Source organism: Defluviimonas sp. D31 (genome assembly GCF_033436765.1).
Lineage (GTDB): Bacteria > Pseudomonadota > Alphaproteobacteria > Rhodobacterales > Rhodobacteraceae > Albidovulum.
Genome location: NZ_JAWQFN010000011.1, coordinates 18869 through 45015, shown reverse-complemented (window position 1 = coordinate 45015; position 26147 = coordinate 18869). Strand labels below are relative to the sequence as shown.

The following is a 26147-nucleotide window of genomic DNA, read 5'->3' as shown; positions in this document are numbered from 1 at the left end:
GTGAGGCATGGAAGCACTGCTCGTATTCGCGGCGCTCGTGGCGCTCGCAGTCCCGGTCGCGGTGATCGTGCTCATGGTCGCGGTCTCGGGCCTCAAGCGCCGGCTGTCAGTGCTGGAACGGCGCGCCTACATGATCGAGCACGAGGTGACGGAACTGCGCGCCTCGGTCCGCGCGTCGCGTAGCGAAACGCCCGAAACGCCGGCCGTGCCGGAGCTGTCCGAAATGGCCGCGGAGCCGCAACCTCCGGCGCCCGAGTTACCGGAGGCGGCCGAAGCGCCTCCGGTCGTGCCCGGCCCCTGGGAGAACCTGCCCCCCGCCGCCGCGCGGAGCACCGAGCCGGTGGCTGTGGCGCGGCCCGAGAGGGGCTCGGCGCTTGGCGACTGGCTGGTCGCGAACTGGGTCTACGCGGTCTCGGCGCTGTCGCTGGCGCTCGCCGGGATCTTCCTCGTTCAGTACGGGGTCGAGCAGGGCCTCCTGCCGCCACCGATGCGGGTCGCCGCTGCGATCCTCCTCGGCTTCGCGCTCATCGGCGCGGGCGAATGGCTGCGCCGACGCTGGGGCGACAGTGAGCGCCAAGCCACCGCCTATCTTCCCTCGACCTTCTCCGGCGCCGGGCTCGTCTCGATCTTCGGCGCCGTCCTCGCCGCGCGCCAGCTCTACGGGCTGATCGGGCCGGAGACTGCCCTTGCCGGGCTTGTTGCCACCGCCGTCCTCGCCGTCGTTCTCGGCTGGTTCTATGGGCCATTCCTCGCTGCGGTCGGCCTCCTCGGCGCAACGGCAGCGCCGTTCTTGGTAGGCGGTGAGAGCGAGACGCCCTACTGGCTCTATGCCTATTTCTCACTGATCGCGGGCGTAGGGTTCGCCATCGACACGATCCGGCGCTGGGCATGGGTCTCGGTCCTGGCGCTGGCCCTCGGGCATGGCGGCGCCTGGTTGACCTTTGCCGGGACCGGCGGTGGCGGCTGGTACGCGCTTACGCTCGCCGCACTCGCGGCGTTCGCGATCCTGATCCCGGCGCGCGGGCTCCTGCCCGACCATCAGGGGCCGATGCTCACCGAGGCGCTCTGGCGCAAGGGGCAGGGCGGCTGGCCCTTCTTCCCCACCCGGCTCGCCGGTGGCGCGGTGGCGTTGGCGGCGGTCATCCTGACGCTCCTGCCCGCCGAGACCGGGGCGGAGAGCCTCCTCGTCTTCCTCTGCCTCGCCGCACTTGCGCTCGCGCTCACCACATGGTCGGGCCGCGCGCCCGCGCTCTCCGACCTGACGCTCCTGCCGGCAGCGGGGTTCCTGTTGCGCCTCGGTTTCGAAGGCCTCGACCGCTGGCCGCTCGCCCGCGAGTTCGCCGCCCGCGCCATCCACCTCCGCGAACCCGAGACCGCGCCGCCGATGACCGCGACGCTGCTCCTCGCGCTCGCGCTCGCGGTGACGTTGGCGGCGGCCTGGGCGAGCAGCGGGGCAGGGCGGCTCAAGCCCTTCTGGGCCGCCGGCGCTGCCCTCATGGCACCGCTCGCCGCGCTGGTGATGGAGCTCTTCTGGGCGCCTTCGGCGGTGCTTGGCGCCTACACCTGGGCGCTCCATGTCATCGGCCTCGCCGCGATCATGGTGGCGCTGGCGCTCGGCTTCGCCCGCGCCGATGGCGAGGACCGCCGCCGCGCGGCCTATGCCACGCTCTCGGCTCTGTCGCTGATCGCGCTCGCGCTGTTCCTTATCACCACCAAAGGCGCGTTGACGCTGGCGCTCTCGGCGCTCGTCGTCGTCGCCGCCGCGCTCGACCGGCGGTTCCGGCTGCCCGAAATGGGGCTCTTCATCCAGGCCGCGGTGATCGTGCTCTCGTGGCGACTGGTGATCGACCCCGGTCTGGACTGGGCGGTGAACCGCGCCGCCCTGTGGGAGGCCATCGCCTCCTATGGCGGCGCGGCGGCGGCGATGGCGGCGGGGCTCGCGCTCATGGCCGGGCTCGCGCGGCGCGCGGCGCGGGTCTTTCTCGAAAGCGCCTTCGCGGGCTATGCGGCGCTCACCGTCAACGTGCTCCTGACCCGCTGGCTGACGATGCGCGAGACCGGCGACTGGCTCTTCTCGCATTGGGGGCTCGCGCTCAACGCGATGCCCTGGCTGGTGCTGATGCTGGTGCAGCTCTACCGGCTGCAGCTCGGCGGCGTGCTGCGCTGGCTGCGCTGGGCCATCGCCGGGGTCGCGGCGCTGATCGGCTTCGGCGGGCTCCTGCTCGCGACCGGGCCGGCGAACCCGCTTTTTGCCCGGTTCATCGGCGGGCCGGACGCGTCGGAATGGCTTGTCTACGGCCCGCCGGTCGCTGACACGCTCCTCGTCGCCTACGGCCTGCCGGGGCTCCTCCTGCTTCTGGGCGCGGCGCGGCTCGGCCATCTGAAGCGCTGGCTGCGGGTCGGCCTCGGGGCGGTCGGCGTGGCCTACTCGGCACTCTACGCCGGGCTCGAGATCCGCCGGCTCTGGCGCGGCGACGACCTCTCGGTGCCGGGTGTTACGCAAGCCGAACTTTACAGCTACACCATCGCGCTGATGCTGGTGGGCGCGGTCCTCCTGTACCAGGCCATCGCACGGCGCTCGCGGGACCTGAGGCGCATCGCCATGGCGGTGATCGCCCTCACCATCGCCAAGGTCTTCCTGATTGACGCCTCCGGGCTTACCGGCCTGACGCGGGTCGCCTCGTTTCTCGCCCTCGGCCTCTCGCTCGCGGCGCTTGCCTGGCTCAACCGCTGGGCGGCCGGCCGGCAGGGCGGCGTCACTCCGCCGGAGTGATCGCGACGCGCTGGCGCAGCTCGCCGGTCTCGGCGTCGAGGATCAGGATCTCGTCCGCCTCGGTCACCACCGCGACCCAGCCGCGGCCCATCGTCACCGCCTCGGCCTTCGCGCCCTCGGGCAGGGTGATCGCCGCGGGCAGCGCCGGGCGCGGCTCCAGCGCCTTCGGGAAGCGGATGACAAGCAGCCCGATGATCGTTATCAGGCCGACGATCATGGTCCCGGCCAGCACCGAGACCAGCACTTTCAGGAAGCGGAGCTCCGGCGGCGTGCCGGTGCCCTCGTCGTTCGGAGCTTGATTGATGTCGGATGCCACCGGCCCTGTCCTTACCGTCGTGATCGGGGAGAACCCGCCCGACCGCCTTGATAAGGCGCTGGCCCGCGATGTGCCAGAGGAAGCCGCCCTGTCGCGCTCGCGGCTGGCGAAGCTTCTCGCCGAGGGCGCGGTGACGCGCGCCGGCGCAGTCGTCACCGACGCCAAGGCTAAGGTCGTCGAAGGCGAGGTCTTCGAGATCGCGCTCGGCCCCGCCGAGGCGGTCGAGACCCGGCCCGAGGCCATTCCGCTGAATGTCATCTGGGAGGATGACGACCTCATCGTCATCGACAAGCCCGCCGGCATGGTGGTCCATCCCGCGCCGGGCTCGCCCGCGGGCACGCTCGTCAACGCGCTCCTGCATCATTGCGGCGAGACGCTCTCGGGCATCGGCGGCGAGCGGCGGCCGGGCATCGTCCACCGCATCGACAAGGACACGACCGGGCTCCTTGTGGTGGCGAAGTCCGACCGGGCGCATCACGGGCTCGCGAAGCAGTTCGAGAAGCACAGCGTCACCCGGCGCTACCTCGCGCTGGTGCATGGCGTGCCCGATGCCGCCGACCCGCGCCTCCACGGCGTTAAGGGCACGAATTTCGAGGCGGGCGGGATCCTCAAGATCACCACCCAGCTCGCGCGCCACAAGACCGACCGCCAGCGTCAGGCGGTGCTGTTCCACGGCGGCCGCCACGCGGTGACTCGGGTGCGCGTCCTCGACCGCTTCGGCACCCCGCCGTCGGTGGCGCTCGTCGAATGCTGGCTCGAGACCGGACGCACCCACCAGATTCGCGTCCACATGGCCCATGTCGGCCACGGGCTCGTGGGCGACCAGACCTATGGCGGCCGACGCAAGCCGGCGGCAAAGGCGCTCGGGCAGGGGGCGGCGGAAGCCGTCATCGCCTTCCCGCGCCAGGCGCTCCATGCCGCGACGCTCGGCTTCGACCATCCGGTGACGGGCGAACGGCTCGAATTCGAAAGCCCGCTGCCGGAGGATTTCGCCGGGCTCATCGCGGTTCTCGATGACAACTCGCGCAATTCCGACTAAAATGCTTTACAATTTCTGACAAGACCGTGATCGGACCGACACAAATCTGGCAGAGCGACGGAAACCGGCTCATCTGACGTTAAACTACCGATGATAGGCCTTGCGCCTTGCGCCGATATCCATGCGCGCCTAGGTTGCTTGGTCCTTGTAAGGAACAGGGGGTCTGAATGACGAGTTACGCCAATCTTCCCGCTCCGAGCCCCGAACAGGGGCTGAACCGCTACTTGCAGGAAATCCGCAAGTTCCCGCTGCTGGAGCCCGAAGAGGAATACATGCTGGCCAAGCGCTGGGTGGACCACGAGGACAGCTCCGCCGCCCACAAGATGGTCACCTCGCACCTGCGCCTCGCGGCGAAGATCGCGATGGGCTATCGCGGCTATGGCCTGCCGCAGGCCGAGGTGATCTCGGAGGCCAATGTCGGCCTGATGCAGGCCGTGAAACGCTTCGACCCGGAAAAGGGCTTCCGGCTTGCCACCTACGCGATGTGGTGGATCCGCGCCTCGATCCAGGAATACATCCTCAGGTCGTGGAGCCTCGTGAAGCTCGGCACCACCTCGGCGCAGAAGAAGCTCTTCTTCAACCTCCGCAAGGCGAAGTCGAAGATCGGCGCGCTCGAGGAGGGCGACCTCAGGCCCGAGCATGTCGAGAAGATCGCCCATGACCTCAACGTGACCGAGGCCGAGGTGATCGACATGAACCGCCGGCTGGCGGGTTCCGACGCCTCCTTGAACGCGACGATCGGCTCGGACGGCGAGGGCACCGCCCAGTGGCAGGACTGGCTCGAGGACGAGGATGCCGACCAGGCGGCCGATTACGAGGCGGCCGACGAGCTGGCGATCCGGCGCGAGCTGCTCGAATCCGCGATGGAGGTCCTGAACGACCGCGAGCGCGACATCCTGATCCAGCGCCGGCTGCAGGACGAGCCGGTGACGCTCGAGGACCTTTCCGGCCAGTACGAGGTGAGCCGCGAGCGGATCCGCCAGATCGAGGTCCGCGCCTTCGAGAAGCTGCAAAACGAGATGCGCAAGCTCGCCAAGGACAAGGGCATGGTAGTGCCGGCCTGACCGGCCGGCACTACCGATCCCCCCGGCCCGCGCCGCCCTTTCTTGCCGGACGCGGAGCCGTCGGGTAGCAATGAGCGATAGCGCAGGCTGCGGGAGGGTAGGCATGACCACCGTCAATTGGGGCGTTCTCGGCGCCTCGAACTTCGCCCGCGAACATATGGCCCGCGCGATCCACGAGGCCGAGGGCGCGCGGCTCGCCGCACTCGCGACCGCGCATCCCGCCAAGGCCGAGGGGTTCCGGGCCTTCTGCCCGGACCTGAAGGTTCACGCCAGCTACGAGGCGCTGCTCGCCGATCCCGGCATCGAGGCGGTCTACATCCCGCTGCCGAACCACCTCCATGTCGAATGGACAAGGAAAGCGCTTCAGGCCGGCAAGCATGTACTGACCGAAAAGCCGATCGCGATGACGGCGGACGAGATCGACGCGCTGATCGCGCTTCGCGACGCCACCGGGCTTGTCGCCGCCGAGGCCTACATGATCGTCCACCACCCGCAATGGCAGCGGGCGCGGGCGCTGATCGCCGAGGGCGCGATCGGGCGCGTGCTCCATGCGGATGCCCATTTCAGTTACGACAACCGCGCTGACCCCGGCAATATCCGCAACCGCCCCGAGACCGGCGGCGGCTCGATCCCCGATATCGGCGTCTATGCCTACGGCTCGCTGCGCTGGGCCACCGGGGCCGAGCCGGTGGCGCTCCGCACCCGGATCGAGCGCGAGAATGGCGTCGACACCTTCGCACTGGTTTCGGGCGACATGGAGGGGCCGGGCGGGCGCTTCAGCTTCCACGCGATGACGTCGATGCGGCTCTTTCCGCGCCAGGAGGTGGTGTTCCAGGGCGAGGCGGGGCTCCTCCGGCTCACCGCGCCGTTCAACGCCGGGCTTTTCGGCGAGGCGCAGCTGCACCTTTTCCGCGCGGGACAGCCCGATCATCTCGAACGCTTCCCCGGCGCGCGGCAATACCGCCTCCAGGTCGAGGCCTTCGGCCACGCGATCCGGGGCGGCGCGCCCTATCCCTGGCGGCTCGAGGATGCCAGGGGCACCCAGGCGATGATCGACCGGGTTTTTGCTGCGGCGGAGTGACGCCCGGGCGGTCACCGCGGTTTAATGAACGCGGGTTTGCGCTATATTGGAGGGCATACAAGAAAGCGGAGGATGGTCATGAAGCCAGTACGCACGCTTGTGCTCGTCGCCGGTGAGGAAAATGCCCGGCTTCTCATCAACGACGGGATCGGCAAGGGGCTGACGGAACGCGCCGGGCTTTCGGTCGCCCAGTTCGCCGACGCCCAGGTCGAGTACGAGGACCGGCCCGGACGCCAGACCGGCGGTCCCGGCGGCACGGCGCGCCACGGATTCGACACCCACGAACACGATCAGGAAATCGCCCGCTCGAACTTCGCCCAGCATGTCGTCGAGGCGGTGCAGGAGACCTGGGCGCGCGTCAAGCCCGACCGTCTCATCGTCGCCGCGCCGCCGAAGATGCTCGGCGCCCTGCGCGCCAAGCTGAGCGGCGCCCCTGCCGCGGCGCTTCATGGCGACCTCGCCAAGGACCTCGTGAAGGTGCCGGTGCACGACCTGCCGCCGCATTTCGCCGACATCCAGCCGATGTAAGCGCCGATCGACGACCGGAACTGCAGGCATGAAAGGCCGCCGGTGGCCGGGCCCTGTTTCTGCGCTGTTGCAGATCAACGCAGTGCTCGCAAAAGTTCCGTATCAAGGCTTTATGGAAAATAACCCGGAAGGAACCCGACAGGGCGGCAGCAGGACGGCAAGCTGCACCGAAGGGCAACTTTTCTCGGCGGCAGTCCTTCTTGTCGGTGCCATGATCGCGATGGTGACCGCCGCCGGTCCCGTGCGGGCAGCCGGTGGACATTGCGAAATCTCGGCATCCGAAATCTTCACGTCGACGGGGAAATCGGTTGTCGAAGTGTTCTCTATCGCGATCAACCCCTTTCTGGTGGCGGACCGGCTGCTGCCCAGAGGCGGATCGGGGATCGTCCTCGACAACGGCTATGTGGTGACGAATTACCATGTCGTGGCTGACGCCAGCACCGTGGTGGTCTTCACGGAGGAGGGCGGCGCCGAAACGACGGTGGTGGGCATCGACCCGCCGCTGGATATCGCGGTCCTCCGGCCCCGGTGGGGTGCGGACAAGAAGGTGCCGATTGCCAGCGCCGAGAATTCGGAAGTCACGATCGGCCAGACGGCCTACACGATCGGTTATCCGCTCGGGCTTGGCAAATCGATCTCGAGCGGCATCGTCTCGGGCTACGGCCGCGTCCTGCCGGTCACGACGTCGAGCTGGCTGTCGCCGTTCGTACAGACCGACGCAGCAATCAGCCCCGGCAATTCCGGCGGACCGCTCGTCGATGAATGCGGCCGGATGATCGGCATGATGACAAAGGGGATCGAACCGGGACGGGGAGAGGATCTCGGTTTCGCCATTCCGCTATCGGTGCTGCTGCCGGTGGTCGACGAGCTGATCGAAAAGGGGCGCGTCTCCCGGCCATGGCACGGGCTCTATGGGCAGTTTACCACTCCGGCGATCATGCTCATGCTCGGCGTACCCTCGCAGGAATGGGACCAGACCGCCGGATTCCTGGTTGAGACCGTGGAGCCCGGAAGCGCGGCCGATCGCGCGGGTTTGAAAGGCGGGGCATGGCCGGTCCGATGGGGGCCGACGCAGATCCTTCTCGGCGGCGAGATCATCACCCATGTGGACGGGGCCAGGATCGACAGCCTGGACGCGGCAATTGAGATGGTCCGGGCGCTCCGGGTCGGTCAGACGGTGCGCATAAGGGGCTTCAGGGAGGGTTTGCCGTTCGCCGTGCAGGTCACGCTTGAGGAACGGCCGCTGATCGCCGAGGAGCTGGAACTATACCGCCACGCGCGCTGAGCGCTCTTGGAGATGGATGGGAACAGACGCGTGCACACCTTCTTCGCGTCCGGGGCCGTCGGACAGGTCGAATGCTTCGCGACCGGTTCGCGCCGACAAGGGCCGCGGGCACGGTTGGTCTGATGGATTTCAGCGCATCGCGGCAAACTTTCGGCCAGGTCTCGGAAGGCGCTTCAAACGGTCAACCGTGCAGGCCGAGCGCGGCCATGTCGACGCCTTGGGCCCGGAACCGCGCCACCACCCGGTCGAGAAGGTCGTCGTGCCCGGTGTTGAGCATGCCGGCGCCGAGGAACCAGTGCACGAATGCCTCGAACGGATAGCGCCGCCCCAGCGCGGTGCGAAGCGCACCGGCCACCGCGCCGGGGTCGCGCGCGGTCTCGGCGCAGTGGTGCAGGTCCGAGCGGCCGCAGAGCACCGCCGGCACCCGGTGGAACATCCCCTCAAGAGCCGTGGCCGACGAGATCGAGACCGTGACCGCGCTGGCCGCGAGGATGTCGTGGACATTGGCATCGGTGACCGTCACGCCTTGCAACTCGCGGGCGCGCTCCAGGATCGCCCCGGTGTCGCCGGAGCGGTTGCGCGGATGCGCCTTGACGAGCACCTCGCGGTGACCTCGTGCCGCGACGACCGCCTCGAACATCTCCGCCTCGCGCATGTGGCGCATCCGCTCGACCGGCTCGCTGTCGCCCTGCAGGAAGACCGCGATCGCGCCGCCAGCGAATTCAGCGCGGCGGTTGGGCTGGCCGTAGCGGCTGAGCCGCTGCCCGACGATCCGCCGCGCATGGGCGGCGAAGAAGGACGCTGCGGCCTCGGGATCCTCGGCGCCGGGATCGAACGCGGCACTCGCGAGGCTCGAGTCCGCGAAGATGCCGTGGGCGTCGCAGTACCAGAACGGGAAAACGTAGGCGAGGCCGGTGTTCAGCACCCTGGGATGGCGGACGGCGCCGTTGTGGATCAGGTGGAGGTCCGCCGTCTCGCCCATCTCCGCCAGCGCCACGCGGTCGCGCCAGCGGGTCTCCACCCTTACCCCACGCGAGCGGAACCCGGCCGCGAGCTTCTGGAAGAGCCCAGGCAGCGCGGCCTCGTCAGGGCCGAGCATGTGGCCCGGGACATGCAGGACAAGACCCGGCCCCGCGTCCCGGCCAGGGCTCATCCCTCCATCGCCTCCAGCTCGTCGATCATTCCGGCGATCATCGACAGCCCCTTGTCCCAGAACTTCGGATCGCTGGCGTCGAGCCCGAAGGGCTTCAGGAGCGCCTTGTGGTGCTTCGAGCCGCCCGCCTTCAGCATCTCGAAATACTTCGCCTGGAAGTCCGGCAGCCCTTCCTCGTAGACCGCGTAGAGCGCGTTCACGAGCCCGTCGCCGAAGGCATAGGCATAGACGTAGAAGGGCGAGTGGACGAAATGCGGGATATAGGCCCAGAAGGTCTCGTAGCCCTCCATGAACTCGAACGCATCGCCAAGGCTTTCGCCCTGCACGCTCATCCAGAGCGCGTTGATGTCCTCGGGCGTCAGCTCGCCCGCGCGCCGCGCGGCGTGGAGCTTGCACTCGAAGTCGTAGAAGGCGATCTGGCGGACCACGGTGTTGATCATGTCCTCGACCTTGCCGGCCAGCAGCACCTTGCGCTCGTTCTGATCCTTGGCCTGCGCGAGGAGCTTGCGGAAGGTCAGCATCTCGCCGAAGACGCTCGCGGTCTCGGCCAGCGTCAAGGGCGTCGAGGCCAGCATCTCGCCCTGCGGTGCCGCCAGCACCTGATGGACGCCGTGGCCAAGCTCATGCGCCAGCGTCATCACGTCGCGCGGCTTGCCGAGGTAGTTGAGCATCACGTAAGGATGCACCTCCGTCACCGTCGGATGGGCGAAGGCGCCCGGCGCCTTGCCGGGCTTCACGCCGGCGTCGATCCAGCCCTTGTCGAAGAACGGCTCGGTCAGCGCGGCGAGATCGGGCGAGAAGGCGGCATAGGCCGAGGTCACGGTCTTGCGCGCCTCCTCCCAGCCGACGGTGCGCTTGGTCTCGATCGGCAGGGGCGCGTTGCGGTCCCAGACCTGCAGCTTGTCGAGCCCCATCCACTTCGCCTTGAGCCGGTAGTAGCGGTGCGACAGCTTCGGATAGGCGGCGACCACGGCGTTGCGCAAAGCCTCCACCACCTCCGGCTCGACATCGTTCGACAGGTGCCGCCCGTATTGCGGCGTAGGCATCTTGCGCCAGCGGTCCTCGATCTCCTTTTCCTTGGCGAGCGTGTTATGAACGCGCGCGAAGAGCTTGACATTGCTTCCGAAAACCTCCGACAGCGCCCGCGCCCCGGCCTCGCGCCGCTCGCGCTCGGGCTCCGACAGGAGGTTGAGCGTGGCTTCGAGGTTCAGGGGCTCCGCCTCGCCCTTCACCGTGAATTCCAGGGCCGCCATCGTCTCGTCGAAGAGCTTGTTCCAGGCCGAGGCGCCGACCGTGGACTGGTCGTGCAGGAAGCGTTCGAGCTCGTCCGAAAGCTGGTGCGGCCTGAGCGCCCGCATCCGGTCGAAGACCGGCTTGTAGCGGGCGATGTCGGCATTGGCGCTGAAAAGCGACGTGTAGGCCTCGTCCTCGATCCGGTTGAATTCCAAGGAGAAGAAGACCAGCGGCGTGGTGAAGTCTGTCACCTTGTCCTGGCAGTCCGACATGAACTTGGCGCGCGCGGCGTCGACCGTGTTCTGGTAGTAGCGCAGGCCCGCGTAGGACATGATCCGGCCCGCCACCGCCTCGATCCGCTCGTAGGCGCGGATGCAGCCGAGCATCGCGCCCGCGTCGAGCGTGGCAAGCTTGCCCTCGTAGCTCGCGGCGAAATCGGCGCAGGCCTTTTCCAGCCAGCCCATGTCGCGCGCCAGTTCCGGCGCGTCGGGGGCGGTGTAGAGATCGCTCAGGTCCCATTCCGGCAGATCGCCGAGCCCCCCGGCGGCGGCATTGGTGTCGAAGACCGGGCGCGGCAGGCGGATGGGCATGGGATACTCCTTTTCTGTCCGCCCCAGACATAGGGTCGGCGGGCCGGGCAAGGCAAGCGGCAAGGACCGGAAATCACCCTGCGGCCGGGTGTTGCGGGCGCTGGCGCCCGGCCCTAGTGTGACGCGGTCGGGGCAGAGGGGATATCGGACATGACCTATGGCGTGGGGCTTCTGCTGAACGAGGGCATGGTGCTCCTGTCCGACACCCGCACCAATGCCGGGATCGACCACATCTCCTCCTACCGCAAGATGTTCAGCTTCGAGGTGCCGGGCGAGCGCGTCGTCGCGATCCTCACCGCCGGCAGCCTCTCGGTGACGCAAGCCACGATCGCCAAGCTGCAGGAGGCGGTCGAGGACCCCGAGGCCTCGCCCGAGACCTCGATCCTCCTTGCCCCCACGCTCCTGAAGGTGGCCGAGATCGTCGGCGCGACGCTCTGGTCGGTGCGCGACGCGGTCGACCAGCGGCTCCGGACCGGCGGCCAGTTCGGCCCGGCTTCGATGATCGTCGCCGGCCAGCGCAAGGGTGGGGTGATGCGGATGTTCCTCGTCTATCCCGAGGGCAACTTCATCGAGGCGACCGAGGACACGCCCTTCCTCCAGATCGGCGAGCACAAGTACGGCAAGCCGATCCTCGACCGCATCGTGCGGCCCGACACCTCGATCGCCGACGGCCAGAAGGCGGTCCTGCTGTCGATGGATTCGACCTTGCGCTCCAACCTCTCGGTCGGGATGCCGCTCGACCTCGCGGTGATCGCGCGCGACGAATGCCGGGTCACCCAGCAGCGCCGGATCGAGCCCGGCGACGCCGATTTCCGCCGCACCAGCGAGGCCTGGTCGAAGGCGCTCCGGTCGAGCTTCGGAAAGATCCCGCTCTGACCTGTCAGCGGTTCGCGTCGAAAAGCTCGGTGGCGCGGCGGTAGAACTTGTCCCGCATCTCGGGGCCTTCCATCATCAGCTCGTGCTCGGCCGAGCCGACGAGGTCGAACTCCGATCCCGGCCAGCGGTGCATCCGGTCGTGGATCGCCGGAATGCAGACTATCCGCTCCTCGGCGCCGAGCACGGTCAGGCAGGGCAGGGCGGGCGAGGGCATCTGCCGCAGCGCCCGAGTCTCGCGCAGGGCCTCGCCGAGCCATTGCAGCGTCGGCCCGCCGACCGCGAGCTCGGGATGGGCAATGAGCTGGCGGCGCATGAAGTCGAACATCTCCGCGTCGCGGGTCAGCACGTTGCCCTCGAACGGGGCTTCCAGCACATAGGTCATCGGCGAGGTCGTCGGCACCATCCGGTGGCCCTGCCCCAAGGGCGGCGCGAGCGTGACCAGCGTCCAGCACACGGGCCTCAGCGCCCAGTGCATCTTTATGCCCCACATCGGCGCCGAGAAGGTTACCGCGCGGACCGGCAGACCGTCATGGATCGCCCTTAGCCCGATGCAGCCCCCCATCGAATGGCCGACGAGAAAATAGGGCTCGGGCAGGCCCTCGGCGCGGACGAACTCCATCAGCGCCGCGACATCCTTCTGGTAGTCGAGGAACGCCCCGACATGGCCCGGCGCCCGGTCGTCCAGAAGCCGGTCGGCGATGCCCTGGCCGCGCCAGTCGATCGTCGCCATCGCGTAGCCCCGCGCCGCGAATTCCGTCGCCGCGGGGCCGTATTTCTCGACATATTCGCTGCGGCCGGGGAACATCAGCACCGTCCCCTTCGCCCCCTCGCGCCAATGCGCCGCGCGGACGCGCACGCCGTCCGAGGTGTCAAGCCAGGCGCAGGTCTCGCCTGCGGGCGCCTCGGCCACATCTGCGTGGAACGGCGCGCGCTCCATCGCGTTACGAGAGAACCGCGCCCAGCTGCATGGCGAGCCCCATGTCGCCGTCGACGCTGAGCTTGCCTTGCATGAAGGCCGCGGTCGGGTTCACGTCGCCCGAGAGGATTCCCTCGAAGGTCTCGCGGTCGGCCGTGAGCGTCACGTCGGCCTCTTCGTCGCCCGCGCGCACGCCGGCGCCGTCGAGCATCAGCGCGCCTTCGCCCTCGATGACGAATTTCGCGCGACCGGCGAATCCGCCGGAGAGTTTCTCGTTCAGGGCCGTCACGGCCGCATTCACAACGTCGCTCATTCTTCCTCCAATTGTGACCGCCGGGGGACTTTCGCTGACCGGCGCGCATCGGCTACACTCTGCCCCGATATGGGACGTTTCGCCACCCCGCTCGGATCGGTTTTCGCGGCCTGTGCCGCCGCGTTATTCCTCGCTCTGCCGGTTTCCGCCGGCGCGGCGACGCTCGACGAACTTTACGCCGAACTCGCCGATCCGGACAACCGGGAGTGGCAGAGAACCCAGTCCGATATCCTCCGCGAATGGTCGAACTCCGGCTCGCCGGCGATGGACCTCCTGCTCAAGCGCGGCCGCGAGGCGCTGGAGGCGGGCGATACCGATGCCGCGATAGAGCATTTCACCGCTCTCACCGACCACGCGCCCGATTTCGCCGAGGGCTGGAACGCCCGCGCCACCGCCTATTACCTGGCGGGCCAGTTCGGTCCCTCGATCGCCGACATCCGCCGCACGCTCGCGCTCAACGACCACCATTTCGGCGCGCTGTCGGGGCTCGGCATGATCTTCGAGGAGCTTGGCTACGATTCTCGCGCGATGGAAGCCTACCGCGCCGCGCTCGCTATACATCCGCACCAGGAGCGGATAAAGGAGCTGCTCGCGCAGCTAGAGCGCAAGACCTCCGGCACCAGACTCTAGGAGCATCCCATGGCGGCGGAGACGAGGATCACGGCGGTCCTCGGACCGACGAACACCGGCAAGACCCACTACGCGATCGAACGCATGCTGGCGCACCGCACCGGCGTGATCGGCCTGCCGTTGCGCCTCCTTGCGCGCGAGGTCTACGACCGCATCGTCGCCGCCCGCGGCCCCGCGGTCGCGGCTCTCGTGACCGGCGAGGAGCGCATCGTCGGCGCCCGCGCCCAGTACTGGGTCTGCACGGTCGAGGCGATGCCGACCGATATCGGCGCCGATTTCCTCGCCGTGGACGAGATCCAGCTCTGCGCCGACCCGGAACGCGGACACGTCTTCACCGACCGGCTGCTCCATGCCCGCGGCCTCTCCGAGACTCTGTTTCTCGGGTCCGACACGATGCGCGGCGCGATCGCGGCGCTGGTGCCGAAGGTGCAGTTCCTCAAGCGCGAGCGGTTCTCGACCCTGAGCTACGCAGGTTCGAAAAAGCTCAGCCGGATGCCCGCGCGGTCGGCCATCGTCGGGTTTTCGGTTGAAAATGTCTATGCGATGGCCGAGCTCATCCGCCGCCAGAAGGGCGGCGCGGCGGTGGTGATGGGCGCGCTTTCGCCCCGCACCCGCAACGCCCAGGTCGCGATGTACCAGAACGGCGACGTCGATTACCTCGTCGCCACCGACGCGATCGGCATGGGGCTCAACCTCGACATCAACCACGTCGCCTTCTCGGCCACCGCGAAGTTCGACGGCTGGCGGATGCGCCACCTCTTCCCGCACGAGCTGGCCCAGATCGCCGGGCGGGCGGGGCGGCACATGACGCCCGGCAGCTTCGGCGTGACCGGCGAGGCGTCGCCGCTCGACGACGAGGTCGTGAGCGCGATCGAAAACCACCGCTTCCGCCCGATCGAGCGGCTGAACTGGCGTTCGGGTGACCTCGACTTCGGCACGGTTGACCGGCTGATCGCCTCCCTAGAAGCGCCGCCGCAGAACGAATGGCTGATGCGCGGGCGCGAGGCGGACGATCTGCGCGCGCTGAAGTCGCTCGCCGAGATCGGCCAGGTCCGCGACCGGGTCCGGCATCCGCGCGACTTGCGCCTCCTCTGGGACGTCTGCCGGATCCCGGATTTCCAGGGCATCTCGTCGCAGGAACACGCCAATCTGCTGCAACGGATCTTCGGCTTCCTGCAGGACGGCCACGTCCCCGACGACTGGCTCGCCGCGCAAATTCGCCGCATCGACAAGACCGAGGGCGACATCGACTCGCTTTCCAAGCGATTGGCGTATATCCGCACCTGGACCTATGTCGCCCAGCGTTCCGGCTGGGTCGCCGACGAAAGTCATTGGCGCGAGGAGACGCGCGCTGTAGAAGACCGTCTGTCGGACGCGCTGCATGGCGCGCTGACGCAGAGATTTGTGGACCGGCGGACGAGCGTCCTCCTTCGCCGGCTCAAGCAGAAGGAGAGCCTTGTGGCCGAGGTGAACGACAAGGGCGAGGTGACGGTGGAAGGCGAATTCGTCGGCCGTCTCGAAGGGTTCCGTTTCAAGCAGGACGGATCGGCCTCGCCCGACGAGGCGAAGACGCTGAAGCAGGCGGCCTACGAGGCGCTCAAGCCCGAATTCCACCTGCGCGCCGACCGCTTCTACAACGCGCCGGACACCGAGCTCGACTTCACCGAGCAGGGCGGCCTCATGTGGGGCAACTCCGCCGCCGGCAAGCTCGTGAAGGGCGCCGAGGCGCTGAAGCCGCAGGTCGAGGCCTTCGTCGACGAGGAAGCCGGCTTTGACGTCGCCGAGAAGGTGCGCCGCCGGCTCCAGCATTTCATCGACCGCAGGGTGGCGACGCTGTTCGAGCCGCTGCTGATGCTCCAGCGCGACGAGGCGCTCGCGGGTCTCGCCCGCGGCTTCGCCTTCCGGCTGGTGGAGGCGCTGGGCGTCCTGCCGCGCGAGGGCGTGGCCGACGAGGTCAAGGCGCTCGACCAGGACATGCGCGGCGCGCTGAGAAAGCACGGCGTGCGCTTCGGCCAATACACGATCTTCCAGCCGCTCCTGCTGAAACCCGCGCCGACGCGGCTCCGGCTCGTGCTCTGGTCGCTTAACGAGGGGCTCGACGAGTTTCCCGAAAGCCCGCCGCCGGGTCTGGTCACGGTGCCGAACATCCCCGACGTGCCGAAGGGCTATTACACGCTCTCGGGCTATCACCCGGCCGGCGCCCGCGCGATCCGCATCGACATGCTCGAACGGCTCGCCGACATCCTGCGCGGCCAGGACAGCAAGGCCGGGTTCGAGGCCAACCCGGACATGCTCTCGATCACCGGCATGACGCTCGAGCAGTTCGCCGACCTGATGGCCGGCCTCGGCTACAAGGGCGAGAAGGGCGAGCGCGAGAAGGTGCGCTCCGAACCCGTGGCCGCGCCGACCGAGGAGGGCCAGACCGCCAATCCGATCACCGAGGAGGAAGCCGCCCTCCAGACCGTGACCGAGACCGAGGTCTACTACACCTTCACTTGGGCGCCGCGTCCGCGCGCGCCGCGCGGCGAGCGCGCCGAGCGCGGCCGCCGCAACGACCGCGGCCCGCGCGAGGGCGGCGAAAAGCGCGAGGGCAAGCCGCGCGGTGACCGTGGCGAGCGCGGCGACAAGCGCGGCAAGGGCAAGCCGGGCGCCAAGGGCAAGCGCGACGAGCAGGGCGGCCGCCAGTTCGAATCGCGCCCCCCGAAGAAGGACCGGATCGACCCCGACAACCCCTTCGCCGCGGCGCTGATGGGGCTCAAGGACAAGTTCTGAGGCGGCGTTGGCGGCCGAGGGGCGGATCCGCGTCGACAAGTGGCTGTGGCAGGCGCGGTTCTTCAAGACCCGCAGCCTCGCCGCCGCGACGGTCTCGTCGGGGCATCTTCGGCTCAACGGCGCGAAGACCGCGAAGCCCGGCCATGCCGTCGGTCCGGGCGACGTGCTGACCTTTCCGCATGGCGGCCGGATCCGCGTGGTCCGCATCCTCGCCTGCGGCACCCGCCGCGGCCCCGCGCCCGAGGCGCAGGCGCTCTACGACGATCTCGCCCCGGATGCGGCCGAACCGCGCGACACCGTGCTGCCCGAAGCCCCGCCCGAGGAATGATATCCCGGCGTCCGGGCCGGGCCGCGACCGGCCGCTCTTTCCGTCCCGGCCCGTCTTGAATGATCCCCGTCATGGGGCTAGGTAGCAGCGTGAAGCCAATGCCCGGATCCGCGCCATGACCTATGTCGTCACCGACAACTGCATCGCCTGCAAGTACACCGACTGCGTCGAAGTCTGCCCGGTGGACTGCTTCTACGAAGGCGAGAACATGCTGGTCATCCACCCGGACGAGTGCATCGACTGCGGCGTCTGCGAGCCGGAATGCCCCGCCGACGCGATCCGCCCCGACACCGAGCCCGATCTCGAGACCTGGGTCGAGTTCAACCGGAAGTACTCCGAGATGTGGCCGGTGATCACGCAGCGCAAGGACCCGCTCCCCGAGGCCGAGGAACGCGACGGCGAGACCGGCAAGCTCGACAAGTATTTCTCCGAGACCCCCGGCGCGGGCGATTGATTCGAGCCGCGCCCCGGGGCGCCGCCGATTCGCTAAGTCTGCGCCGTACCGGCGGAAAACCGCGCAAAGCAACCACGATTTAGCGGTACTATATGTCGTATTCGTCCGCCGCGCCGCGATGCGGCGCTTCCAGATATGCCATTTTTCTGATATATTTCCGTTACAACTGGATGAGGATTGCTCACCGTCGCCGTTGCGTCCCTCCGCAGCGGAAGGTGTATCAGGCCAAGTATGATTGCTGTCCGGAGATCGCGTATCCCCGGCGGTATCGTTTGGTCTCGATGGTGGGGGTCCGTGCGAGGATAGGCCTATATGACTAAGAACAAGAAGAACGACTTCCGCCCCAACGAATTCGTGGTCTACCCGGCGCACGGCGTCGGCAAGATCATGTCGATCGAGGAGCAGGAGATCGCCGGGCTGAAGCTCGAACTGTTCGTCATCTCCTTCGAGAAGGACAAGATGACCCTGCGCGTGCCCACGCACAAGGCGACCGAGATCGGCATGCGCCAGCTCTCCTCGCCCGATCTGGTCACCAAGGCGCTCGAGACGCTGAAGGGCAAGGCCAAGGTCAAGCGCGCGATGTGGTCGCGCCGGGCCCAGGAATACGAGCAGAAGATCAACTCGGGCGACCTCATGGCGATCGCCGAGGTGGTCCGCGACCTGCACCGCACCGACGACCAGCGCGAGCAGTCCTACTCCGAGCGCCAGCTCTACGAGGCCGCGCTCGAGCGGCTGACCCGCGAGGTTGCCGCCGTGTCCGGCGTCGACGAGGCGGGCGCGCAGAAGAAGGTGGACGACGTCCTCCTGTCGCGCGCGGCCTGACCTCTCAGGGGATGCGAAGATGGAACCGCGGGGTGAATCCCCCGCGGTTTTGCTTTGGGCAAGGCGGTGCGCGCGTCTGCCTTGCACTCGTGGTGACATAATTCCGCACTGCGTTTAAAGTCTGCTTTTCACTTGGAGATCAGGTGATGAGCACCATGAAGGCGGTCGTGATCCGAAAGCCTGGCGGACCCGACGTACTCAAGATTGAAACCCTCCCGGTTCCGAAACCGAAACCTGGTTGGGTCCTTGTCAGAGTGCGGGCCTTTGGCCTGAACAGGTCCGAGCTCTTCACACGCCAGGGCCATTCTCCCGATGTGCCTTTCCCGCGCGTTCTGGGAATCGAAGCTGTGGGAGAGGTCGTCTCCGCCCCGGACGGCGCATTCGCCGAAGGCGACGCGGTGGCGACCGCGATGGGCGGCATGGGGAGGCAATTCGACGGGGGATACGCGGAATTCACCCTCGTTCCCGCCGGCCAGGTTCAGAAACTCAGAACCAAATTGCCTTGGAAGGTGCTCGGGGCGCTGCCCGAGATGGTTCAGACCGCATGGGGATCGCTCAATACGGCGCTCCGGGCCAAGCGCGGCGAAACGCTTCTCATCCGCGGCGGGACGACGTCGGTGGGATTGACCGCAGCGATCCTGGCCAAGCAAGCGGGGCTGCGTGTTCTGGCGACATCCCGGCGCGAAGACAGGCGGGAGATGTTGCTGAAGAACGGCGCGGATGACGTGTTCATCGACGCGGGCGAGATCGCGACCTCCGTTCGAGAACGATACCCGGGCGGGGTAGACCGGGTTCTCGAACTCGTCGGAACCACAACCTTGCTCGACAGCCTCCAATGCGCGGCTGCGGGCGGCTCCGTTTGCATGACGGGGATGGTGGGAAACTCGTGGGAATTCGAACGCTTCAGCCCGATGGGCTCCATCCCGACCGCGGTCAACCTCACCACCTATTCCGGGGGCGCCGAGGACTTCGTCTCGACGCCATTGCAACAGGTCGTGGATGCGGTGGAAAAAGGGGTCTTCAAACCGCCGATAGGCAGGACGTTCACGATCGACGAGATCGTGGCGGCGCATCGCGCGATGGAAGACAATTCCGCTGGCGGCAAGATCATGGTGACCACCTGAAAGCTGCGGTGTCCGGCAGCCGCCCAGGCTCCGCAACAGGCGTCGCCGCCCCGTCAGCAGGACCGGCGCCGCCTTCGACCGACTAACGCTCCCGCGACAGACGGTGGAAGAGATGCGTGACGGTTGCCGGCCCAAGGACCGGGACCACCAGGTTGACGAGCGGCAGCGACAGCGGCGCGGCCATCATCATCCCGGCGACCCAGAGCCGGCCGGAATGGCGTTTCCGAAACGACACCTCTGCGAGGCGGCGCTTCAGCGGCTGACCCGCGAGCTCGCCGGCGTCTCCGGGCCTGCGACGGACTCCCCCCGACTTTCATGATAGAGTGCGGAATGGCGGCTTTGGAGAGGGTTCCATGAAGAGCCATCTGTATGGAAGACGGCTTTTCTGCCTCCTGGCAGGCCTCCTCGTCGGCGCAGTGACCAGCCTGGCGCCCCTGCGCTCGACCGCACAATCGGCCGCGTGCAATCCGCAGGACATCGCGAACCATCACGCCGCCGTCGCCGTTTTCCGAAAACTGCAGCTGGAGATCGCGACCCTGATGCAGGCACAGTCGGAGGCGATCCTGGAGGTCGCGCAGGGTGTCGTCATCAGCAGCTTGGATGACGGCGGCTTCTTCGGGCCGACCGGGTTTCTCGGCAAGCGCATGGACAAGGGCCAGAGCGCGATCAAGTCCATCCTGATCTCCGGCCGCCGCCTGCCGATGGACGACGATGCGCAGGCGCGGCTGTCCGAGATCGAAACGAGCGCGGACGCAATCGTCTCGGCCGGCCATTCGATGGTGCCGCTGCTCGAAGCCGGAGAGATCCGGCAAGCGACCGGTCTTTATGCGGAGCAATCCGTCCCGGCCCAGGTGGTCGCCGTCGGGGCGGCCTATACCGTTTCCTCCGGGCTGGAGCGGCAGGTGAAACGGATGTCGCTGCACTGCCGCTGAGGCTACCCGGCAGGCCACGGCCGCGCGATCAGGCGCCGTACACGTCCGAAGACCACCGGATGCCAGCCGGGAGCGGACCGCCACTGGCGGCCACCCGGACACGGGCTCGGGTTGTCAGAAGGGTCGATGCCATGCCACGGTCAGTGCATTAGTGACAGGAGTACAGGAAATGCGCTCATTTTGGATGGCCGTCCTGACCGGCCTTTGTCTCGCCCTCTCTGGTCTGTCAGCACACGCGCAGGAAACCGTCAAGGAACTGGCCGCGAAAGCGTCCGATGAACTGCGATTGCTGACCTCGTTACAGGTGCTTGAAAGGATGACCAGCCAGGTGAACCATTTCCTCGTCTACAGCATCGAGGCGGAGCGCGGCGGCTGGCGCGTCATGGAAAAGGAGATCGGAAACGACTACGCCATCCGCAGCAACGCGGACAAGGCCGCGGGGGAAGTCGCCACCGCGTATAACAGCGTAACAAAAAGCAAAGTCGCCACGGAGGACGAGTTGAAGGGCGCCGAAGCCGCTTTCGAGAACGTAAACGTGCTCATCGCATTGGCACCTCAGATTGCGGACTTGATTTTGGCGAAGGACTTCGATGCCGCGGCGGCGCTTTACAAGGAGACCGGGCAATCGGCTTACGACGGCGCCAATCGCGGCGCGCAAAGCGCGACGACGACGGTGCAGAAGCGCCTCGGGAAGACGCTCCTGAGCATTCGTGTCGCCAAGTAATTCCGCGCCGATCTGAACCGCCCCCTTCAAGGCACAGCAAGCGTGTAGAACCGTCCCGTCTGGAAGCGATGCCCGTCATGCCCGCATGGCGTTGATGCGGTCGCTTTGGGCCTCGCCCGCCGCCTGCCGCTCGCGCGCCAGCCGGTGGAAGAGATGCGTGAATGTCGCAGCCCCGAGGGCCGTGACCACCGGACCCGACATCAGCCGGTTTCTTCCCGGACCTCTCGATTTGAACGTCCACGACACGGCTTGAACCCCGGTCGGTTTGGAGTGCCCTCACTTTCATGTTATGGTCCGCCGGCGCGTTCAGAGGCCTGTGTTGAGGAGAACCGAGTTACTGAGAGAGGACAGATCATGAACGCATCGCTTTTTTTTTAGCCCAACGCGTGGCACTTTGCTCTGGCTTGGCCTTGCTCGCGCTGACGGCCACCGACGCAGCAGCCTATGACGGTGGTGTTCCCGGTGAGACAATGGGCGGCGGCGAAGTCTACTCGCCCTTTGTCGGCCGCTCCTATCCCGACAGGGTGCTCTTCGGCGACCTGCATTTCCACACGGAGATCTCTTTCGACGCCGGGCTGATCGGCACCTCGCTGAACATGCATGATGCTTTCCGCGTCGCGCGGGGCGAACGGATCATCTCCAACACGGGTCAGCCGGTGCAATTGATCCGCCCGCTCGACTTTCTGGCGATCACCGAACACGCCGAGATGCTTGGCCTCGCAACCGCGATGCGCACCGCCGACCCCCGCCTTCTCGCGGATGAGTGGGGCCGGCGCACCTACGAGCTGTTCAACTCCGGCCAGGAAGGGCGCATGACCGCCTTCGCGGACATCATCGACATTGGAACCGTTCAGGGCCGCGATCCCACGGCAGGTCTCGATCTGGACGGAGACATGTGGCTCGACATCGTCGAGACGGTGGACGAATACAATGACCCCGGCACGTTCACGTCCCTGGCGGGGTTCGAATGGACCTTCACGCCCCAGGGCGACAATCTGCATCGGGTGGTGATCTTCAAGGATGGCGCGGACAAGACGTCGCGCACCCGGCCGTTCAGCTTCTTCGAGGGGTCCGACCCCGAGCTGCTCTGGGACTACTTGGCGGGATACGAGGCGCAAACCGGCGGTGAGGTCATCGCGGTGCCGCACAACGCCAACATGTCGAACGGGCTCATGTTCGCACCAACCAAGTTCGATGGCACTCCGATGGACGCCGAATACGCAGCCAAGCGCGTTCGGTGGGAGCCGATGCACGAGATGACACAGATCAAGGGCGACGAGGAGACCCATCCGACCTTGTCACCCGATGACGAGTTCGCCGATTTCGAATCCTGGGATGTTGCAAACCTCTCGGGTACCGCGGCCAAGAAGCCCGAAATGCTCAGGTACGAGTACGCTCGCTCCGCCCTCAAGGTCGGCCTCGAGGTCGAGCGCGAGATCGGCGTGAACCCGTTCAAGTTCGGCTTCTATGGAACGACCGACACGCATACGGCGATCCCGGCCACGCGCGAGGACAACTACTTCGGCAAGTACCAGCACACCGAGCCCTCGGCAAACCGGCACAATATGGAAGTCATTCCGGCCGACGATCCCGCACTGCGCATCCTGACGGCCCAGGAATCGGCGGCCGGGCTGACCGCGGTCTGGGCAAGAGAGAACACGCGCGATGAGGTGTATGGCGCGATCACCCGAAAGGAAGCCTATGCAACAACCGGCTCGCGCATCCGGGTTCGGGTGTTCGGGGGCTGGGAATTCGATGCGGAAGACGTCGGCGCCCCCGACTTTGTCGCGAATGGATACCGGAACGGAGTGCCGATGGGCGGCGACCTTGCGAACGCACCTGAAGGCGCGGCCCCGCGCTTTTTGATCCATGCGCTGCGCGATCCGGATGGCGCAAACCTGGATCGGGTCCAGATCATTAAGGGCTGGATCGACGATGCCGGCGAAACGCACGAACGCGTGTATGACGTGGTCGTCTCCGGTGACCGGGTCATCGGAGAGGATGGCCGCGCGCGGGAACCGGTCGGATCGACCGTCGACATCGAGAATGCGACCTACAGCAACACGATCGGCGCTGCGGCACTGGCAGGCTTCTGGCAGGATCCCGATTTCGATGCCGCAAATGACGCCTTCTACTATGCGCGGGTGATCGAGATACCGAAGCCGCGCTGGACGACCCATGACGCAGCCTTTTATGGCGTCCCGCTGCCCGATTCCGTTCCACCTTCGGTTCAGGATCGCGCCTATACGTCACCGATCTGGTACAAGCCCTGAAATGCGCGATCGACGGGGCGGGGGAGAATACGCTGCCCGCCTCGTTTCCACACTGTTTTCAGGCGCTTGCAGCAGGATTTTGCGATGAGGCTCCAATAGAACCGTTCAGGTGAATTGGTCCAGATCCCGGTTTCTCCGCAAACCCGACCAACTGCTCCAACAGACCCGTGACTACCGCTCCCGCGACAGCCGGTGGAAGAGATGCGTGAAGGTCGCGGCCCCGAGGACCGGGATCAAGAGGTTAACCACGGGCAGCGACAAGGGCGCGGCCATCAGCATCCCGGCGATCCAGATCTGGCCGGAATGGCGCTTCCTCAGCGCCCGCGCGCCCTCGCGCCCGAGCCGCCGCATCGCCGCCATCTGGAAATACTCGCGCCCGAGCAGGTAGCCGTTCACCGCCCAGAACATCAGCGGCGCGAAGGGGCCGACGAAGGCGTAAAGGACCAGCGCCAGCACGTTCACCGCGACGAGCACGCCGAAGAAGTTGACGCTGTCGATGAGCGCGTCCATCCAGGCCACGTTCGGCGCCGGCGGCAGGCTGGGATAATGCCGGTCCTCCACCGCGTCGGCGACCGTGTCGAGGAAAAACCCGGTGAAGGCCGAGGCGACCGGCACCATGAGGAAGACCGAGAGTCCGATCATCAGGAGGAGCGAGCCCCAGCTCATCAGGCTCTCGACCCAGGTGACCTCGCCCACGAAGGGCAACCAGATCGTGTCCGGCACGAGCCAGGCCACGACCTGCGCGAAGCCCGCGTAGACCGCGACCAGAAGCGCCAGCGACAGCGCCACGCCAAGGAGCACGACCTTGAGAAAGCGCCGGTCCGAGAGCTGCCCGAGCGCCTTCAGGAAATCGCCGAGGATCATTCCGACACCCAGGTCGTGATCGCCGCAAGATCAGGCCGGGGCCGGTCGGGCGGGGTCGTGGTCTCGGTGCCGATATGGATCAGCCCCGCCACCCATTCGCCCGCGCCGAGCCCCAGACCCTCGCGGCAGAACTCCGCGTCATGGACGTGCCAGCCGGTGAGCCAGGACGCGCCCCAGCCCGAGGCTAGCGCGGCATTGAGAAGCGTCAGGCAGGCCGCGCCCGCGGAGAGGATCTGCTCGATCTCGGGCACCTTCACGGTCGGGCGCGGCACACGGACGACCGCGACCGCGAGATCGGCTTCCGAGAGCTGCAGAACGCCCTTCTCGATCCGCTCCGGCTCCAGCCCCATCTCGGCGCCCCGCCGCCGCGCCAGCGCCGCGAGCCGGGCAAGTGCCTGCTTTTCCAGCACGAGGAACCGCCAGGGTTCGAGCTTGCCGTGATCGGGCACCCGCGCCGCGGCGGTCAGGATCGGCAGAAGCTCCTCGCGCGAGGGCACCGGGGCGGTCAGGATCTTCGCGGGCCGCGAGCGGCGGTTGAGGAAGAATTCCATCGCGGCGGGATTGGGGATCGGCATGTCGTGCTCCGTTCGGGTCTCGCCCTGATTTCGGTCAGCGCCGCGCCGGGGTCAAGCCGCTTTGGTCAAAGGAAATAGGCCACGAGCCGGTCGATATGGGCCGAGACATGGGCCTGCCACTCCGGCCCCGGCTGGCGCGCCGCGAGCGTCTCGCCAAGCGGATCGGGCGCGCGGATCGCGGAGCCGGTCAGTTCCTCCAGCACCGCATGGCCGCAGAACGGCACATGGGCTTCCGAATAGCCGCCCTCGTGGACAAGGACGAGCCGGCCGCCGCACAAGGCCTCCGCCGCCTCGCGAAGCTGCCGGGTCATCGCCCGGAAGGTCTCGGCCGTCGCCAGCATCCGGCCCAGGGGATCGACCGCCGAGGCATCGAAGCCGCAGGCCACCACGATCGCCTCGGGATGGAAGCGGTGAAGCGCCGGCAGCACGATCCGCTCCATCGCCTCCAGATAGCTCGCATGGCCGGTGCCCGGGGGCAGGGGAATGTTGATGTTGAAGCCGAAGCCCTTGCCCGCGCCGCGCGCCTCCTGCCCGCCGGTGTCGAGCGGGTAGTTGCGCTCCTGGTGCAGCGAGATCGTCAGGACCTCGGGATCGGTCCAGAACACCGCCTCGGTGCCGTTGCCGTGATGCACGTCCCAGTCCACCACCGCGATGCGCCGCGCGAGCCCGGCGCCTTGTGCCGCGCGGATCGCGACGCCGATGTTGTTCAGAAGGCAAAAGCCGTTCGGCCAGTCGGGCAGGCAGTGATGGCCGGGCGGGCGCGACAGCGCATAGGCGTTCTCCGCGCGCCCCTCCAGAACCGCCCGCAGCGCCCCGGTCGCCAGCCCCGCCGACAGCGCCGCGATCCCGTAGCCGCCCGGCCCGAAGGGCGCGCGAAGGCCAAGCTCGCCGCCCCCCGCCTCCGAGGCCGCCGCGAAGGCGTCGAGATAGCTTGCGGGGTGGACCCTCAGAAGCTCCTCCCGGCTCGCCTCCGGCGCGGAATGGATCGCCATTTCCCGAGCGAGTCCCGTGACTTCCAGAAGGTTCTTCAACCGCCGCTTGGTCTCCGGACTCTCCGGCAGTCCGGCGCCAGGCTGCACCAGCCCGCCGGTCTTCAGCGTGAAGGCATAGTTGCCGCCGCCATGCCAGAAGCAGCGCTCGTCTGTGAAGAAGGCGGTGGTCATCGGATCCTCCCGGGCTCTGGCGGCCAGCCTAGCGGCGGGCTAGGACTTGGGCCAGAGGAGAACGCCATGACCGATCTCAGCCATCTCGCCCGGCCCGGCGCCGAGATCGCGGTGCGGGTGACGCCGAAGGCCTCGCGCGACGCCGTCACGCTCGTCGATGGCGCGATCCGGGTGCAGGTCACCACCGTGCCCGAGGACGGCAAGGCCAATGCCGCGGTGGTGAAGCTGCTCGCCAGGGCGCTCGGCATCGCGAAGTCGCGGCTCACGCTGGTGCGCGGCGCCACCGCGCGCGACAAGCTCTTCCGGATCGAGGACTGAC

Annotated in this window: 27 protein-coding genes; 17 read left to right on the top strand and 10 right to left on the bottom strand. The window is 67.5% G+C overall.

Going from position 1 to position 26147, the window contains the following annotated elements; all coding sequences use genetic code 11:
* Positions 1-7: 7 nt before the first annotated feature.
* The gene (locus R5H32_RS17300) at positions 8-2773 is read left to right on the top strand and encodes a DUF2339 domain-containing protein (RefSeq protein WP_318339945.1); all 2766 of its coding nucleotides are present in this window, start codon (positions 8-10) and stop codon (positions 2771-2773) included.
* Here R5H32_RS17300 and R5H32_RS17295 read toward each other — a convergent pair.
* Entirely contained in the window at positions 2757-3089 is a 333-nt protein-coding gene (locus tag R5H32_RS17295) for a DUF6476 family protein (RefSeq protein WP_318339944.1), read from the bottom strand. The genes R5H32_RS17300 and R5H32_RS17295 overlap by 17 nt on opposite strands.
* On the opposite strand from R5H32_RS17295, the gene R5H32_RS17290 reads away from it, so the two are divergent.
* The 5 genes from R5H32_RS17290 to R5H32_RS17270 all read left to right on the top strand — a co-directional run bounded on the left by R5H32_RS17290 (position 3076) and on the right by R5H32_RS17270 (position 8086).
* Positions 3076-4128, top strand: coding sequence for an RluA family pseudouridine synthase (locus tag R5H32_RS17290; RefSeq protein ID WP_318339943.1), 1053 nt, complete (start codon positions 3076-3078; stop codon positions 4126-4128). The genes R5H32_RS17295 and R5H32_RS17290 overlap by 14 nt on opposite strands.
* Before the next feature lie 167 nt (positions 4129-4295).
* Positions 4296-5192, top strand: a complete 897-nt coding sequence (gene rpoH, locus R5H32_RS17285; RefSeq protein WP_318339942.1) for an RNA polymerase sigma factor RpoH — start codon at positions 4296-4298, stop codon at positions 5190-5192.
* 103 nt (positions 5193-5295) lie between these two features.
* A complete protein-coding gene (locus R5H32_RS17280; RefSeq protein WP_318339941.1) occupies positions 5296-6273 on the top strand; it encodes a Gfo/Idh/MocA family oxidoreductase in 978 nt (325 codons plus the stop codon).
* A gap of 78 nt (positions 6274-6351) precedes the next feature.
* Positions 6352-6801, top strand: a complete 450-nt coding sequence (locus R5H32_RS17275) for a host attachment protein (protein WP_318339940.1) — start codon at positions 6352-6354, stop codon at positions 6799-6801.
* A gap of 28 nt (positions 6802-6829) precedes the next feature.
* Positions 6830-8086: a S1C family serine protease gene (locus tag R5H32_RS17270; protein WP_318339939.1), complete on the top strand. Its 1257-nt coding sequence runs from the start codon at positions 6830-6832 to the stop codon at positions 8084-8086.
* 181 nt (positions 8087-8267) lie between these two features.
* Here the strand turns inward: R5H32_RS17270 and R5H32_RS17265 are convergent, their stop codons facing one another.
* Both R5H32_RS17265 and R5H32_RS17260 read right to left on the bottom strand, forming a co-directional pair.
* Entirely contained in the window at positions 8268-9239 is a 972-nt protein-coding gene (locus tag R5H32_RS17265) for a hypothetical protein (RefSeq protein ID WP_318339938.1), read from the bottom strand.
* Positions 9236-11062 (bottom strand): M3 family oligoendopeptidase, encoded by a 1827-nt coding sequence (locus R5H32_RS17260; protein ID WP_318339937.1) that lies wholly within the window; start codon positions 11060-11062, stop codon positions 9236-9238. Before R5H32_RS17260 ends, R5H32_RS17265 begins: the two co-directional genes overlap by 4 nt.
* A gap of 150 nt (positions 11063-11212) precedes the next feature.
* Between R5H32_RS17260 and R5H32_RS17255 the strand changes: the two genes are divergently transcribed.
* On the top strand, positions 11213-11938 hold the full coding sequence (locus tag R5H32_RS17255; protein ID WP_318339936.1) for a peptidase: 726 nt from the start codon (positions 11213-11215) through the stop codon (positions 11936-11938).
* Positions 11939-11942: 4 nt separating this feature from the next.
* Here R5H32_RS17255 and R5H32_RS17250 read toward each other — a convergent pair whose 3' ends face one another.
* Positions 11943-12875, bottom strand: coding sequence for an alpha/beta hydrolase (locus tag R5H32_RS17250; RefSeq protein ID WP_318339935.1), 933 nt, complete (start codon positions 12873-12875; stop codon positions 11943-11945).
* Positions 12876-12879: 4 nt separating this feature from the next.
* Positions 12880-13167, bottom strand: a complete 288-nt coding sequence (locus R5H32_RS17245) for an SCP2 sterol-binding domain-containing protein (RefSeq protein WP_318339934.1) — start codon at positions 13165-13167, stop codon at positions 12880-12882.
* A 69-nt stretch (positions 13168-13236) separates the two neighbouring features.
* Between R5H32_RS17245 and R5H32_RS17240 the strand changes: the two genes are divergently transcribed.
* From R5H32_RS17240 to R5H32_RS17215, 6 genes are all read left to right on the top strand, one after another.
* A complete protein-coding gene (locus R5H32_RS17240; protein WP_318339933.1) occupies positions 13237-13797 on the top strand; it encodes a tetratricopeptide repeat protein in 561 nt (186 codons plus the stop codon).
* Positions 13798-13806: 9 nt separating this feature from the next.
* A complete protein-coding gene (locus tag R5H32_RS17235; RefSeq protein WP_318339932.1) occupies positions 13807-16569 on the top strand; it encodes a helicase-related protein in 2763 nt (920 codons plus the stop codon).
* 25 nt (positions 16570-16594) lie between these two features.
* Positions 16595-16897 carry an RNA-binding S4 domain-containing protein gene (locus R5H32_RS17230; RefSeq protein ID WP_412099037.1) on the top strand — a complete coding sequence of 101 codons (303 nt, stop codon included), beginning with the start codon at positions 16595-16597 and terminating at the stop codon, positions 16895-16897.
* 115 nt (positions 16898-17012) lie between these two features.
* On the top strand, positions 17013-17351 hold the full coding sequence (fdxA, locus tag R5H32_RS17225; RefSeq protein ID WP_263339033.1) for a ferredoxin FdxA: 339 nt from the start codon (positions 17013-17015) through the stop codon (positions 17349-17351).
* A gap of 312 nt (positions 17352-17663) precedes the next feature.
* Positions 17664-18173, top strand: a complete 510-nt coding sequence (locus R5H32_RS17220) for a CarD family transcriptional regulator (protein ID WP_318339930.1) — start codon at positions 17664-17666, stop codon at positions 18171-18173.
* A 146-nt stretch (positions 18174-18319) separates the two neighbouring features.
* Positions 18320-19297 carry a zinc-binding alcohol dehydrogenase family protein gene (locus R5H32_RS17215; protein WP_318339929.1) on the top strand — a complete coding sequence of 326 codons (978 nt, stop codon included), beginning with the start codon at positions 18320-18322 and terminating at the stop codon, positions 19295-19297.
* Between the two features lie 82 nt (positions 19298-19379).
* On the opposite strand, the gene R5H32_RS17210 is transcribed toward R5H32_RS17215, so the two are convergent.
* On the bottom strand, positions 19380-19532 hold the full coding sequence (locus tag R5H32_RS17210; protein ID WP_318339987.1) for a hypothetical protein: 153 nt from the start codon (positions 19530-19532) through the stop codon (positions 19380-19382).
* Between the two features lie 181 nt (positions 19533-19713).
* On the opposite strand from R5H32_RS17210, the gene R5H32_RS17205 reads away from it, so the two are divergent.
* Positions 19714-20229 carry a hypothetical protein gene (locus tag R5H32_RS17205; RefSeq protein ID WP_318339928.1) on the top strand — a complete coding sequence of 172 codons (516 nt, stop codon included), beginning with the start codon at positions 19714-19716 and terminating at the stop codon, positions 20227-20229.
* 184 nt (positions 20230-20413) lie between these two features.
* Complete coding sequence (locus R5H32_RS17200; protein ID WP_318339927.1) at positions 20414-20953, top strand: hypothetical protein; 540 nt, start codon at positions 20414-20416, stop codon at positions 20951-20953.
* Positions 20954-21028: 75 nt separating this feature from the next.
* On the opposite strand, the gene R5H32_RS17195 is transcribed toward R5H32_RS17200, so the two are convergent.
* On the bottom strand, positions 21029-21154 hold the full coding sequence (locus R5H32_RS17195) for a hypothetical protein (protein ID WP_318339926.1): 126 nt from the start codon (positions 21152-21154) through the stop codon (positions 21029-21031).
* 209 nt (positions 21155-21363) lie between these two features.
* On the opposite strand from R5H32_RS17195, the gene R5H32_RS17190 reads away from it, so the two are divergent.
* On the top strand, positions 21364-23226 hold the full coding sequence (locus tag R5H32_RS17190) for a DUF3604 domain-containing protein (protein WP_318339925.1): 1863 nt from the start codon (positions 21364-21366) through the stop codon (positions 23224-23226).
* A gap of 171 nt (positions 23227-23397) precedes the next feature.
* On the opposite strand, the gene R5H32_RS17185 is transcribed toward R5H32_RS17190, so the two are convergent.
* The 3 genes from R5H32_RS17185 to R5H32_RS17175 form a co-directional block, all read right to left on the bottom strand.
* The gene (locus R5H32_RS17185; RefSeq protein ID WP_318339986.1) at positions 23398-24087 is read right to left on the bottom strand and encodes an EI24 domain-containing protein; all 690 of its coding nucleotides are present in this window, start codon (positions 24085-24087) and stop codon (positions 23398-23400) included.
* The gene (locus tag R5H32_RS17180) at positions 24087-24665 is read right to left on the bottom strand and encodes a nitroreductase (protein WP_318339924.1); all 579 of its coding nucleotides are present in this window, start codon (positions 24663-24665) and stop codon (positions 24087-24089) included. The genes R5H32_RS17185 and R5H32_RS17180 overlap by 1 nt, the downstream gene beginning before the upstream one ends.
* Before the next feature lie 65 nt (positions 24666-24730).
* Entirely contained in the window at positions 24731-25828 is a 1098-nt protein-coding gene (locus R5H32_RS17175; RefSeq protein ID WP_318339923.1) for a class II histone deacetylase, read from the bottom strand.
* 66 nt (positions 25829-25894) lie between these two features.
* Between R5H32_RS17175 and R5H32_RS17170 the strand changes: the two genes are divergently transcribed.
* A complete protein-coding gene (locus tag R5H32_RS17170) occupies positions 25895-26146 on the top strand; it encodes a DUF167 domain-containing protein (protein WP_318339922.1) in 252 nt (83 codons plus the stop codon).
* Position 26147: the final 1 nt, after the last annotated feature.